We start from the raw sequence: 12,923 nt of genomic DNA, 5'->3' as shown, positions 1-12,923 counted from the left end.
GTCGCTTATGGATGCCTATTCGAGCGCTTTGGTCATGTTCTCGATGACCTTCTTGGCGTCGGAGAACACCATCATCGTTTTGTCCATATAGAACAGATCATTGTCGAGACCGGCGTATCCGGATGCCATCGACCGCTTGTTGACGATTACCGTGCGCGCCTTATAAGCCTCCAGAATCGGCATGCCGGCGATCGGCGAGCCCGGGTCTGTCTTCGCGGCGGGATTGACCACGTCGTTGGCGCCGAGCACGAGCACGACGTCGGTCTGGCCGAACTCCGCGTTGATGTCCTCCATTTCGAACACCTGATCGTACGGCACTTCCGCTTCCGCGAGCAGCACGTTCATATGACCCGGCATCCGGCCGGCCACCGGATGGATCGCATAGCGGACGTCGATGCCCTTGCTGGTGAGCTTGTCGGTCAACTCTTTCAGCGCATGCTGGGCTCGCGCGACCGCGAGGCCATAGCCCGGAACGATCACGACCGATTCCGCATTGCCGAGCAGGAACGCGGCGTCGTCGGCGGAACCCGATTTGACCGGGCGCTGTTCCCGCCTGGCGCCGCCTTCAGTCGCGGTTTCTGCGCCGAAGCCGCCGAGCAGCACGCTGAAGAACGACCGGTTCATCGCCCGGCACATGATGTACGAAAGAATCGCGCCGGAAGAACCGACCAGCGATCCGGCAATGATCAGCATGGGGTTATTCAGCGAGAAGCCGATGCCCGCGGCGGCCCAGCCCGAGTACGAGTTCAGCATCGAGACGACCACCGGCATGTCGGCGCCGCCGATCGGAATGATGATCAGCACGCCAAGCGCGAACGCGATCGCCGTCATGACGATGAAGGGCAGCCATGACTGGGTCAGAAAGAATGCGATTCCGAAGCCCACCATTGCGATGGCGAGTATCAGATTGAGTGCGTGCTGTCCGCGATAGACGACCGGTGCGCCTTGAAACAGGCGGAACCGGTATTTGCCCGACAGCTTGCCGAACGCGATCACCGATCCGGAAAATGTAATCGCGCCGATAAAGGTGCCAATGAACAATTCCACGCGATTGCCATAGGGCAGCTCGCCGCCCATTGCGCTTAGTCCAAAAGCGGACGGCTCGGAAACCACCGCGTAGGCGATGCAAACGGCGGCCAGTCCGATCAACGAGTGCATGGCCGCAATCAATTCGGGCATTTTGGTCATCTCGACGCGCGCGGCAACCACGGTGCCGACCGCACCGCCGATAATGAGCGCGACGACGAGCACCGTCAGCCCGAGCATCAGATCCGAGCCGAGCGAAGACGCCTGTTTTGCAATCAGCGCGATGGTCGTCAGAATGGCGAGCGCCATGCCGACCATGCCGAAGGCATTGCCGAGCCGGGCGCTTTTCGGATTCGACAGCCCTTTGAGCGCCTGGATGAAGCACACGGAGGCGACCAGGTACAACAAGGTGACGACATTCATGCTCATCGCGAGACTCCGTTGGCTTCGTTTGCGGTGGCCTTTTTAGGCTCTTTTTTCCGGAACATTTCAAGCATGCGGCGCGTGACGAGGAAGCCGCCGAATACGTTGACCGCCGCGAGCGCCACCGCGAGCGCGCCGAATGCCTTGCCCGCGCCGCCCACGGTCAGTCCCGCCGCCAGCATGGCGCCGACAATGACAATCGCGGATATCGCGTTGGTGACGGCCATGAGCGGCGTATGCAGCGCAGGGGTCACGTTCCAGACCACGTGGTAGCCGACATAGATCGCCAGAACGAAAATGATGAGATTGGTGGTGGTATGAGTGATGAGTTCCATGACGGTCTCTTTATGCCGTTTTCAGCATCGAAGCATCGTGACCCAGCAAGGTCGCCGCGACGATATCGTCGCTGGCATCGATCTTCAGATTGCCATCCGTATCGATGATCAGTTTCAGAAAATCGAATACGTTGCGCGCGTAGAGCGAAGAGGCATCTGTCGCGACCATGGCCGGCAGATTCGTATAGCCGGCGATATGGACGCCGTGGCGCAGCACCACCGCATCCGCTTCGGTCAGCGGACAATTGCCGCCATGCCGGTCGCCCACGCCGGCCCCTCTGCCGGCAGCCAGATCGACGATCACCGAGCCCGGTTTCATCTCGCGGACGGTCTCTTCGGTGAGCAGCGTGGGGGCCGTGCGACCGGGAATCAGCGCGGTCGTAATCACGATATCGGCCTGTCTGGCCCGCTCGTGGACCAAGGCGCTCTGGCGTGTGATCCACGAAGCCGGCATGGGGCGCGCATAGCCGCCTACCCCCTGGGCGGCTTCACGCTCTTCGTCGGTTTCGCACGGGACGTCGAGAAACCTGGCGCCCAGCGATTCGATTTGCTCCTTGACGGCGGGCCGCACATCCGACGCTTCGATCACCGCGCCGAGCCGCTTTGCCGTGGCGATCGCCTGCAGGCCCGCGACACCTGCGCCGAGCACGAGTACGCGGGCCGCCTTGACGGTGCCCGCGGCCGTCATCAGCATGGGCAGGAATCGTTGGTACAAACTCGCTGCCAGCAGCACGGCCTTGTAGCCCGCGATATTGGCTTGCGACGACAGCACGTCCATGCTTTGCGCGCGACTGGTACGCGGAATCGATTCGAGTGCGAACGCGGCTACGCCTGCAGCGCGAATTCGGGCGACCTGATCCCCGTCGAACGGGTTGAGCATGCCGACGAGAATCGCGCCGCGCTTCATGTGCTGAAGTTCGACTTCGGTCGGGGTCTGTACCTTCAGCACGAGATCGGCGGTGAAGGCTTCGGCAGGGCCGACGAGTCTTGCACCGGCCTGTGCGTAAGCCGTGTCCGGGAAATGGGCCTGCTCACCCGCCGTGCTTTGCACTAGAACGGTATGCCCCTGCGCGGTGAGCTTTTTGACTGTTTCCGGCGTGCCGGCGACACGTGTCTCACCGGCGCGGCTTTCGGCAGGAATGCCGATATTCATGAGTGTTCCTCCTGGGATGGATGGACGAAATGGGCGGTTCGAGGGCCGCCTTCTGATTCAGGTGTTACGCGTCGACGATCGGGACAGGACTGCGCGGCCCGATGTGGCCTGACCTGCGGAGAGGTCTGCTGGCGCCGGGTGACACCGGACAGACGAATAGCGAGGAAAAACGCGCGGCAAAAAGCGCGGCAAAAAACCCGGTCGATCCTAGAACTTGTGACGCAGACCGATCGTGGCTTCGAACAGCGAGTTGTAGCCGTAGAACGGTTGATTCGAGCCGGAAGCGGCGGCGAGGGTCGTCCATGCGCCGGTGAGGTGGTTGTAGTCCACGCCGACGTAGACGTCGGTGCGCTTGCTGAGGAAATAATCGAACGTCGGACCGCCGGTGATACGGGTGCCGCTTTGGCCCGCGTGATGAACGAAGTCGATGTAGAACGGCAGATCGAGTACGAGTGCCGGCGTGATGTAGTACTGGAGCGCGGTGGAGAACGAGTCGTTGCGATAATCGGCCGGATAGACGTGGCTGTAGATATACGAAGCGAACACCTTCGCCGCGCCGAACTTATAGGTTGCGCCCGCGGTGAAGATCTTTTGCGAGCTGTCCGGGATCGTTACGCCGAAGTAGGTGCTGCCATAGGTGCTGGTTGCGGGCGTCAGGCCGCCGATGTCGTTGACGACCTGGTAGGCCGCGCCGACGCTCAAGGGGCCTTTGTCGTACGAGAGGCTGACAGCCGGCGACGAGTTCTGATGAATGCTGCCCGCTACGCCGCCAAACGTATAGGCGCCCTTGAGGGTGAAGCCGGCGAGTGTCGGCGAGGTGTATCGCACGGTATTGTCCAGACGGCCGCCGCCGGTAAGTCCGGCGCCCTGAAAGCCGACCGTGCCGGTGTAGTTGGCGAACGCGTAAATATCGTGCGTCCACCCCATTTCATGCACCAGCGTGTACTGGCGTCCCATCGTCAACGTGCCGTAGGCGGTACTGCTCAGCCCGACCATCGCGGTGCGGCCGAACAGACGGGCAGTGCCCGACGGCGTGGATTGCTGTGTCACACCGGTATTTGGCGTGAAGCCGCCTTCGAGTTGAAAAATGGCGGCTAACCCGCCGCCAAGATCCTCGGTGCCCTGCAGACCCCAGCGGCTACCCTGGATCTGGCCGCCGCTGCCCATCGTGAAAAGCTTCCCGCCGGACTTGTTCTGGTGAGTGTCATAGCGCACCGCTTCGTCGATGATGCCGTATAAGGTGACGCTCGACTGCGCGTGTGCGATTCCGGAGATTGCCAATCCAAAACCAGTTAGTATGACTAATGTATGATTTTTCACGAATAGATCCCCTTGCAGATTGACGAAAGTTGAAACTCCAAGCCGACTGCCGCGTCCTCTTGGCGCGGCATTTCTTTTTACAAAGCGACGACGCTACGCTGAGTGATGTATTCGCGTCGTCGCCGTGTTCTCAGGTCAGTGCCGCAACGGCAGCGGCGATCTTCCGGCAGCCCTCGTCGATAGTCTCGACACGCGTGGCGATCGACATCCGGAAGAAAGGTGAAACGCCATAGGCCGAACCGGCAACCAGGGCGACGCCGGCCTGCTCGAGCAGATACAGAACGACATCCGCGTCGCCCTCGAGGCGCTTGCCCTGCGGCGTGGTGCGGCCGATCATGCCGCCGCAATTGACATACAGATAGAAGGCGCCGCCCGGCGTTTTGCAACTGATACCGGGAATCGCGTTGAGGGCTTCGAGCGCGCGGTCGCGGCGCGCCTTGTAGGTCTGCACGGATTGCTGCACGAACGTCTGGTCGCCGGTCAGCGCCGCGAGCGCGGCGGCCTGGCTGATCGAACTCGCGTTGCTGGTGGATTGGGACTGGAGCGTGTCCATGGCCGCGATCAGGTCGGCAGGGCCGGCCGCGTAGCCAATGCGCCAGCCGGTCATCGCATACGTTTTGGAAACGCCGTTGACGACGAGGGTGCGCGAGCCGAGTTCGGGTTCGATCGAGAGCAGGTGTTGCGACGCTTCGCCTTCGAAGCGGATGTGTTCGTAGATGTCGTCCATCATCACCAGCACCTGCGGGTAGCGCAGCAGCACATCCGCCAGGGCACGCAGTTCCCCGGCGCTATACGTCGCGCCGGTCGGATTGGTCGGCGAATTGATGATTAGCCAGCGCGTGCGCGGCGTGATCGCCGCTTCGAGGTTTGCGGGCGTCAGTTTGAATCCGTCTTCCTCGGTGCAGGACACGACGACCGGTTCGCCGTCGCAGGCGAGCGCCATGTCCGGGTAAGACACCCAGTACGGGGCGGGAATCAGGACTTGATCGCCGGCTTCCACGGTGACGGCGAGCGCATTGAAGATGGCGTGCTTGGCGCCGCACGTCACGATGATGTGCTTCGGATCGTATGAGAGACCGTTCTCGCGTTGCAGCTTTGCCGCGATGGCGGCGCGCAGCGCCGGGGTGCCCGCCGTTTGCGTGTAGCGTGTTTCGCCACGCTCCATGGCGTCGAAAGCGGCCTGGCGAATGTGCGACGGCGTGTCGAAATCGGGTTCGCCGACCACGAGGTTGACGATGGTTTTGCCCTGCCGCCGCAATTCCGCGGCCCGGTCGGCCGCGGCACTACTCGGTGAAGGTTTGATTCGCTGGACGCGGGCGGCAATTCGCGATGCACTCACTCTTGACTCCTCAACGGCATTTGACGAGGCCTCACCTTAAGCGCGCGAAAAAGTTCAAGCCAAGATGTCTTTCCGCTGGCGCAATAACATCCGCTTATGACGCGGCGCAGCGCGTGCGCGTTTGGCGTTTGCTGAGCGAGGTTCATGCGGGAATACGCTGACAGGCGGGGTTTTTCGCCTAACCGGGGCGCTCGGGAAGTTTCTTTCGGCACTGTGCGGCGGACGGCGCTTGCCCTATCATTGTTGCCATCCCTTAACGTTGAGACGCGACTACCGTGAACCTGCGGCGTTTGAAGTACTTTGTGAAGATCGTCGATATCGGCAGCCTGACGCAGGCGGCCGAGGTGCTTCATATAGCCCAGCCGGCGCTGAGCCAGCAGTTGATCACGCTCGAAGACGAGTTCCAGCAACAACTGCTCGTGCGCACCAAGCGGGGTGTCACCGCCACTGAGGCGGGCGCGACGCTATATCGCCACGCCCAACTGATCCTGCGCCAGTACGAACAGGCTCAGGCCGACGTCAAGAGCGCCGGTCAGACGCTGTCCGGCCAGGTGTCGGTCGGGCTCGCGCCAGGCACTGGCGCGTCGGCGCTGTCGTTGCCGCTGTTGCGTACCGTGCGCGCCCGGCATCCGGATATTCTTCTCTACATCAACGAGAATTTCGGCACCACGCTCAGTGAGCTGATCATGAACGGGCGCATGGATATGGCCGTGCTGTATGGCGACAAGCCCGTACACGGCCTCTCGTTCCAGCTTCTGATGAATGAGGAACTGTTCCTCGTCGCGCCGCGCAGCATGGGAATCACGCAGGAGCAGATCGGCGTGACTGAATTGCGCGACGTGCCTTTGCTGCTGCCGCGTCCGTACAACTATCTGCGCAAGTACGTCGACGAGGGGTTCGCGCGCGTGCAGATGATCCCCAAGGTGGTGGCCGAAATCGAATCCGCGTCGACGTTGTCGGCGGCAGTGAGCGCGGGTATCGGCGCGACTATCCTGCCCGATTCCACCGCGCGGGTCGTGGCGGCGGCGGGCGACGTCGTGCAATGCCGGATCGTTTCGCCCGTCATCAAGATTCCTCTTTCGGTGTGTCTGTCCGACCACCTGCCGCTTTCCGAGCCCGCCGCGGCCGTCAAGGACATCCTGCTGGAACTGGCGGGCGACCTCGCGCTCGACGTGCGCTTCGAGTCCGGCGCCGATACATAAGCGCGCCTTATCGCTACAAAGCCAAACCGTCTTGGCGCAATTTTTATGCGCCGGATACATTGAGTCCATCGTCGATCGCCCGGTTCGCAGTGAACCGGAGCGACGAGGCTAGCCGTCACGCGGGCGAGGCAACCGGAGATCGAATCGGCTGCCATGCTGCCCCAACGGCGCTTCGCGCATGCCAGTCGACCGGCGTGCGTCCAACCGGCCACGGACTCAAAGATGGATCTCCAGAAGATTAAGGCGCTGATCGACCTGCTGGCGGAATCGCCGCTAGCCAAGCTCGAAGTGATCGAGGGCGAGGAACGGGTCAAGCTCGTGAAGGCGAAACGGCGCGGCAAGCGGGCCGATGCGCCATTGGGCGACGAGCCCGTTGCCACGACGTCCGCCTCAGGCGTGCAGGGTGCCCAAACGCCGCCCGGCGAACCGGCGTCATCAGCCGATGCAGCCCGCGTAGCCCCCGCAACCCCCGCCAACGAAAAAGCTGAAGCGCAACTTGTCTGCGCCCCCATGTTCGGCGTGGTTCATCTGACACCGGCGCCGGGTGAGGCGCCCTTCGTGAATCCTGGTGACACGATCGAAGCGGGACAGGTGCTCTGCACGATCGAGGCCATGAAGATGTTCAACGCGATCGAGTCCGAACTCAGCGGCACGATTCTGGAGATTCTCGTGACGCCGGGCAGCGAAGTGGAATCCGGACAGCCCCTGTTCCGGATCGGCTGATCGACCATGTTCAACAAGGTACTGATTGCCAATCGTGGTGAGATCGCGCTTCGAATCCAGCGCGCCTGTCGTGAACTAGGCCTTAAAACCGTCGCCGTGCATTCCGAGGCCGACGCCGGGGCACGCTATGTGCGGCTCGCCGACGAGGCGTTGTGCATCGGTCCTGCCGCACCTGGACAGAGTTATCTGAACCGGACCGCGATCCTGTTCGCGGCGCACGCGAGCGGCGCGCAGGCGATTCATCCCGGCTACGGTTTTCTTTCGGAAAACGCCGAGTTTGCCGCGCAGGTCGAGGCGGCGGGCATGGCGTTCATCGGCCCTGAACCCGAGTCCATCCGGACCATGGGCGACAAAGTCGCCGCCAAACGGGCCATGCGCGCGGCGGGCGTGCCCTGTGTGCCGGGTCCGGACGGCGGTCTGCCGGACGACCCGGCGCAGATCCTGCGCGCGGCCGAAGACATCGGCTATCCGGTGATCGTCAAGGCGGCGGGCGGCGGTGGCGGTCGAGGCATGCGCGTCGTGCCGGGCCCCGAGCAGTTGCTCGAGGCCGTCTCGGTGACGCGCGAGGAAGCGCGCCGCGCGTTCGGCAAACCCGAGCTTTATGTCGAGAAGTTTCTCGAGCATCCGCGTCACGTTGAAATTCAGGTCTTGTGCGATACGCATGGCAATGCGTTGTGGCTCGGCTCGCGTGACTGTTCACTGCAACGGCGTCATCAGAAGGTACTGGAAGAGGCGCCCGCGCCCGGCATCGACCCGGCGCTGATCCGGCAAGTGGGCGAGCGCTGCGTCGAAGCCTGCCGGCAGACGAATTACCGCGGCGCGGGTACCTTCGAATTCCTGTTCGAGCATGACCAGTTCTATTTCATCGAAATGAACACGCGCTTGCAGGTCGAGCATCCCGTGACGGAGATGACGTCGGGTATCGACATCGTGCGCGAACAGATCCGGATCGCCCAGGGGCACGCGTTGACCCTTCGTCAGTCGGATATTCGCCCGCTGGGTCATTCGCTGGAATGCCGCATCAACGCCGAGGATCCATTCACTTTCGCGCCTTGCCCCGGGAAGATTTCCGTGTGGGAACTGCCGGGCGGCAACGGCGTACGGGTGGACTCGCATATGAGCGGCGGCGCGGTCGTACCGCCGTATTACGACTCGCTGATCGCCAAGGTGATCACGCACGGCGCAACCCGTGAAGAGGCGCTGGCGCGCATGCGCGTCGCACTCTCGGAGATGCGCGTCGAAGGCATTCGCACCAACGTGCCATTGCATCAGGCCATGCTCGAGGACGAAGGATTCGTTGAGGGCGGGGTCGATATTCATCATCTGGAGCGCTGGCTCGCCAAGAGGAAACAGACATGACGCTGACGGTTGAACCTGCGTCGATCGTGCACGCGGACGCAGTCGAACGGCTGCGACGGGATTCACAGAGGACCGCCCTTGTAATGAAACAGGATGAATCGGAGCAGCCGCTTTGCATCAGCATGCTGGGCACGACGGCCATGCTGTTCGAAGCGCCGGGCGCACTCGATCTGCGCACGCAGCGCCGCATCTGGACGCTGGCCCGCGAGGTCGAATCCTGGCCGGGCGTGCGCGAAGCGGTGCCGGGCGTGACCAATCTGATGCTGACGTTCTCCACGCCCCCCGCGGACCCGGATTCCCTCGGCGCCGCATTACGCGACGCGTGGGCCACGGCGGGCGAATTGCGGATCGAAGGGAAGGTGGTGGAGTTGCCGGTGGAGTATGGGGGGGCGTTCGGACCGCATCTGCAGGACGTGGTGAGTCACACCGGTTTGTCCGTCGACGAGGTGGTGCAGTTGCATTGCGCGCCGCTCTATACGGTCTATGCGCTCGGCAGCCATCCGGGTTACTGCTATCTGGGCGGAATGGACCCGCGCATCGCCACACCGCGACGCAAGGTGCCGGTGCTGGGTTTGCCCGGCGGCGCGGTGTCGATCGGCGGCGTGCAGACGGGGGTCTCGGCATCGGCGGGACCGAGTGGCTGGAACACCATCGGTCATACGTCGATGTCGTTCTTCGACCCCACGCGTGACAATCCGGCGACGCTCGCCCCCGGCGACATGATCCGTTTTCGCGTCGAGAGGATTGTTCCATGATCGAGATCTTGTCTTCGGCCGCGCTCGCGACGGTGCAGGACCAGGGGCGTGAAGGCTATCTGCGTTACGGCGTCGGGACGGCGGGCGCGATGGACCGCCTGGCGCTCGCGATCGGCAATCTATTGCTTGGCAATCCGGACGACGCGGCCGGCATCGAAATTCCGATGTTTCCGTTTCGTATCCGCTTCCTTGAAGATCTTGCATTCGCCATCACCGGCGCGGACTGTTCGGCGCGTCTCGGCGATCGGCCGGTACTGCCGTGGTGGACTGTGCAGGCGAAACAGGGCGACGTGTTGACGATCGGCGTGCCGACCAGCGGCACACGCTGCTATCTGTCGCTGGCGGGCGGGGTGGATGTACCCGTGGTGCTCGGTTCTCGCAGCACGCAGTTGCGCGGCCAGTTCGGCGGCTACAACGGCCGGCAGTTGCAGAAGGGCGATGTGGTGAAGACCGTCGGATTGGCCGGCGCGGCAAACCCGGCCGTGCTGCAAGATCCCGTCAACGCGGCGGGATTCGGCACCGTGCCGCCCGAATATGCGTTGCCGGCTCCGTTAGCGCGGCCCGCCGCCGACTCCGGCGAAACCGTGGTGCGCGTGCTGCCCGCCGCGGAGTACGACTGCTATCAGCCGGAATCGCTGGAGGCGTTCTGGCGCGATGGCTGGAAAGTGACGCCGCAGAGCGACCGATACGGCTATCGCCTCGCCGGTCCGACTCTGGTTGCGACGCATGCGATCGAAAAGCGCTCGCATGGGATCGTGCCGGGCGTGATCCAGGTGCCGCATAGCGGACAGCCGATCATTCAGCTTCGGGACGCGCAGCCGTCGGGCGGCTATCCGAAGATCGGCACCGTGATCGAAGCCGATTTGTGGCGGCTTGCGCAGGCGCGCATTGGTACGAAGATTCGCTTTGTTCAGACGACCTATGCGGACGCCGTCATCGCGCTGGAAGAGCTGCACAGCTATCTCGTCAAGGTGCGCAATCTCGTTGCGCTGTTCCGTCCTTCCCGACATTGAAACATGACACAAAAAATCGAAGTGGATATCGGCGAGCTTCGGCAAATCACGTCGTGGCTGGCAGCGGTCGATATCGAGTTCATCGAAATCAGCAGGCCCGGGGCGACCGTTCGGTTGACCATGGAACAGGCTTCCTGCTTTGCGGGCGCGGATGCGGTGGCGGCCGTGCCTGTAAGTTCTGCGGGACGAGCGGGTACGCCGGAAACTTTGCTGAACGAACAGGCCGTCAGCATTACCGCGAAGTCCGCCGGCATCTTTCTGACCACGCATCCGGCGCGTTCCACGCCGATGGTCGATGAAGGTACGCCGGTCAAGGCAGGCGACATTGTCGGCTTGCTGCGGATTGCGCAGCTATGCGTGCCGGTGGTCGCGCCAGTGGCAGGGGTAGTCAAGCGGATCCCCGCCGCGCATGGTGCGACGGTCGGCTATGGAACCCGATTGATCGAGCTGTCGCCGTTGGCGTAGAGGGTTAGACAGAGTGAAGTTGAGCCGGTGTTGTCCGCGGTGGATTGTCCGGCACGGACCGCCTGAAGAATGGAGAGTGGATTGTGGAAATCGATCTGAACGCGGACCTGGGCGAAGGCTTCGGGCCGTACCGGATGGGCGAGGACGAAGCGATGCTCGAGATCGTTTCCTCCGCCAACGTCGCATGCGGCTATCACGCGGGCGACCCGGTCATCATGGACAAGACGGTACGGATGGCGTTGGCGCGCAACATCGATGTGGGCGCGCATGTCGGCTTTCCCGACCTGATGGGTTTCGGCAGGCGGCAGATTCAGGCGGACCCGCTCGAACTGGCGAATTACGTGGTGTATCAACTGGGCGCGCTGGCGGGCATCGCGAAAGCGGCGGGCCATCGCGTCACGCACATGAGCTTTCACGGCGCGCTGGGCAATATGGCGGCAGCGTCGTATGAGCTGGCCGAGCCACTCGTGCGGGCGGTTGCCGAATTCGATCGCGATCTGATCATCAGCGTGTCCACGAATACGGAGATCGAACGGGCCGCCGACCACATCGGGATCCGTACGGCGAACACGTTCCTCGCCGACCGCGCCTACGACGATCAAGGCGCGCTGGTGTCGCGCAAGCTGGACGGCGCGGTCATCAAGGATCGGGCTGCCGTCCTTGCACGCGTTAAAGCGCTGCTCGAAGAGGGCACGATCACGACGATCACGGGCAAGAAGCTCAAGATCGCGGTCCAGTCGATCCTGCTGCACGGCGATACGCCCGGCGCCGTCGAGCTCGCGCGCACGGTGCGGGGTGTGATCGAATCGGCGGGGGGCCGGGTTGTGCCGGTGTCGAAGCTCGTGTGCTAGGCGTCGCAGGGGGCAAGCCGCGTTGGCCAGGCTGGGTGGTTCAACGCGCAGTTCAACCCGCGATCCAACCATAAGCCAGTCTTATCGCTACAAAGCCAATCCGTCTTTGCTCCGTGTTTTCCCGGCGTATACATTGGTAACAGGCTCATCGCACGCCTCGAAGGGCGACCGTTCAGAACAAGAGATAGAGGTTACTCATGCCGTTTTCAGACTATAAGACCGCGCTGGTGACAGGCGCTTCGACCGGAATGGGCGCTGCGATCGTCGAGCGCTTCTGCCGTGAAGGACTCGAAGTGCACGCGCTCGCCCGCAACGCCGATCGTCTGAATGAGCTGGCCGGGCGAACCGGTTGCATCCCGCATGCGATCGACGTGTGCGATCTGCCGGCCGTCACCAGACTGACGCAGGACGTGCCGTTCGATATCGTCGTGAACAACGCCGGCGTATCGCGCAAGGGCTCGATTCTCGATGCCGGTGTCGAAGACATCGACGTGCAGGTGGAAGTCAACCTGCAAGCGGTTCTGCATCTCGTGCGCCTCACCATGCCGGGCATGGTGGCGCGCGATCGTGGCCACATCGTCAACATCAGTTCGATCGCGGCGATCTACAACTTCAACGGCAACTCCATTTATCACGCGACGAAGGCCGCCATTCACGCGTTGTCGCGCCAGTTGCGTGTGGACGCGACCGGCAAGCGTGTGCGTGTGACGGAGATCTGCCCGGGCCGGGTCGCCACGGATATTTTTGGCCACGTGCATGGCGACATCGAGGCGGCGCGCAAGCAGTTCATCGACGGCTTCGAATTGCCGCTGCCGTCCGATATTGCCGATGCCATCGCTTTTGCGATCGCCGCGCCGCTCGCCGTCAACATCAGCAATATGGAAATCCTGCCTACGTTGCAGGTACCCGGCGGCCTGACGACGATCAAACGCGACCCGGCCGGCCACGACGAGTAATTG

13 protein-coding genes are annotated in these 12,923 nt (G+C 62.9%); 8 read left to right on the top strand and 5 right to left on the bottom strand.

The window, feature by feature from the left end; genetic code table 11:
* Positions 1-15 precede the first annotated feature (15 nt).
* From PQR67_RS27385 to PQR67_RS27365, 5 genes are all read right to left on the bottom strand, one after another.
* On the bottom strand, positions 16-1,455 hold the full coding sequence (locus tag PQR67_RS27385) for an NAD(P)(+) transhydrogenase (Re/Si-specific) subunit beta (RefSeq protein WP_408465969.1): 1,440 nt from the start codon (positions 1,453-1,455) through the stop codon (positions 16-18).
* Positions 1,452-1,784: an NAD(P) transhydrogenase subunit alpha part 2 gene (locus PQR67_RS27380; RefSeq protein ID WP_408465968.1), complete on the bottom strand. Its 333-nt coding sequence runs from the start codon at positions 1,782-1,784 to the stop codon at positions 1,452-1,454. The genes PQR67_RS27385 and PQR67_RS27380 overlap by 4 nt, the downstream gene beginning before the upstream one ends.
* A 10-nt stretch (positions 1,785-1,794) precedes the next feature.
* Positions 1,795-2,937, bottom strand: coding sequence for a Re/Si-specific NAD(P)(+) transhydrogenase subunit alpha (locus tag PQR67_RS27375; RefSeq protein WP_408465967.1), 1,143 nt, complete (start codon positions 2,935-2,937; stop codon positions 1,795-1,797).
* Positions 2,938-3,144: 207 nt separating this feature from the next.
* Complete coding sequence (locus PQR67_RS27370; protein ID WP_408465966.1) at positions 3,145-4,218, bottom strand: porin; 1,074 nt, start codon at positions 4,216-4,218, stop codon at positions 3,145-3,147.
* Between the two features lie 169 nt (positions 4,219-4,387).
* On the bottom strand, positions 4,388-5,596 hold the full coding sequence (locus PQR67_RS27365) for an aspartate transaminase (protein WP_408465965.1): 1,209 nt from the start codon (positions 5,594-5,596) through the stop codon (positions 4,388-4,390).
* Between the two features lie 275 nt (positions 5,597-5,871).
* Between PQR67_RS27365 and nac the strand changes: the two genes are divergently transcribed.
* The 8 genes from nac (at position 5,872) to PQR67_RS27325 (ending at position 12,920) form a co-directional block, all read left to right on the top strand.
* Positions 5,872-6,798 (top strand): nitrogen assimilation transcriptional regulator NAC, encoded by a 927-nt coding sequence (gene nac / locus PQR67_RS27360; protein WP_120342553.1) that lies wholly within the window; start codon positions 5,872-5,874, stop codon positions 6,796-6,798.
* 222 nt (positions 6,799-7,020) lie between these two features.
* A complete protein-coding gene (accB, locus tag PQR67_RS27355; protein ID WP_408465964.1) occupies positions 7,021-7,521 on the top strand; it encodes an acetyl-CoA carboxylase biotin carboxyl carrier protein in 501 nt (166 codons plus the stop codon).
* A 6-nt stretch (positions 7,522-7,527) separates the two neighbouring features.
* Positions 7,528-8,880: an acetyl-CoA carboxylase biotin carboxylase subunit gene (accC, locus tag PQR67_RS27350; RefSeq protein WP_408465963.1), complete on the top strand. Its 1,353-nt coding sequence runs from the start codon at positions 7,528-7,530 to the stop codon at positions 8,878-8,880.
* Positions 8,881-8,963: 83 nt separating this feature from the next.
* Positions 8,964-9,635, top strand: a complete 672-nt coding sequence (gene pxpB / locus PQR67_RS27345; RefSeq protein ID WP_408465962.1) for a 5-oxoprolinase subunit PxpB — start codon at positions 8,964-8,966, stop codon at positions 9,633-9,635.
* Positions 9,632-10,648 carry a 5-oxoprolinase subunit C family protein gene (locus tag PQR67_RS27340; protein WP_408465961.1) on the top strand — a complete coding sequence of 339 codons (1,017 nt, stop codon included), beginning with the start codon at positions 9,632-9,634 and terminating at the stop codon, positions 10,646-10,648. Before pxpB ends, PQR67_RS27340 begins: the two co-directional genes overlap by 4 nt.
* A 3-nt stretch (positions 10,649-10,651) precedes the next feature.
* Positions 10,652-11,113: a biotin/lipoyl-containing protein gene (locus PQR67_RS27335; protein ID WP_408465960.1), complete on the top strand. Its 462-nt coding sequence runs from the start codon at positions 10,652-10,654 to the stop codon at positions 11,111-11,113.
* Positions 11,114-11,196: 83 nt separating this feature from the next.
* Positions 11,197-11,964, top strand: a complete 768-nt coding sequence (locus PQR67_RS27330; RefSeq protein WP_408465959.1) for a LamB/YcsF family protein — start codon at positions 11,197-11,199, stop codon at positions 11,962-11,964.
* Between the two features lie 197 nt (positions 11,965-12,161).
* On the top strand, positions 12,162-12,920 hold the full coding sequence (locus PQR67_RS27325) for an SDR family oxidoreductase (RefSeq protein ID WP_408465958.1): 759 nt from the start codon (positions 12,162-12,164) through the stop codon (positions 12,918-12,920).
* Positions 12,921-12,923: the final 3 nt, after the last annotated feature.

The sequence above is a fragment of the Paraburkholderia fungorum genome (assembly GCF_046026025.1).
Lineage (GTDB): Bacteria > Pseudomonadota > Gammaproteobacteria > Burkholderiales > Burkholderiaceae > Paraburkholderia > Paraburkholderia fungorum_E.
This window is presented reverse-complemented; position numbering and strand designations above follow the sequence as displayed.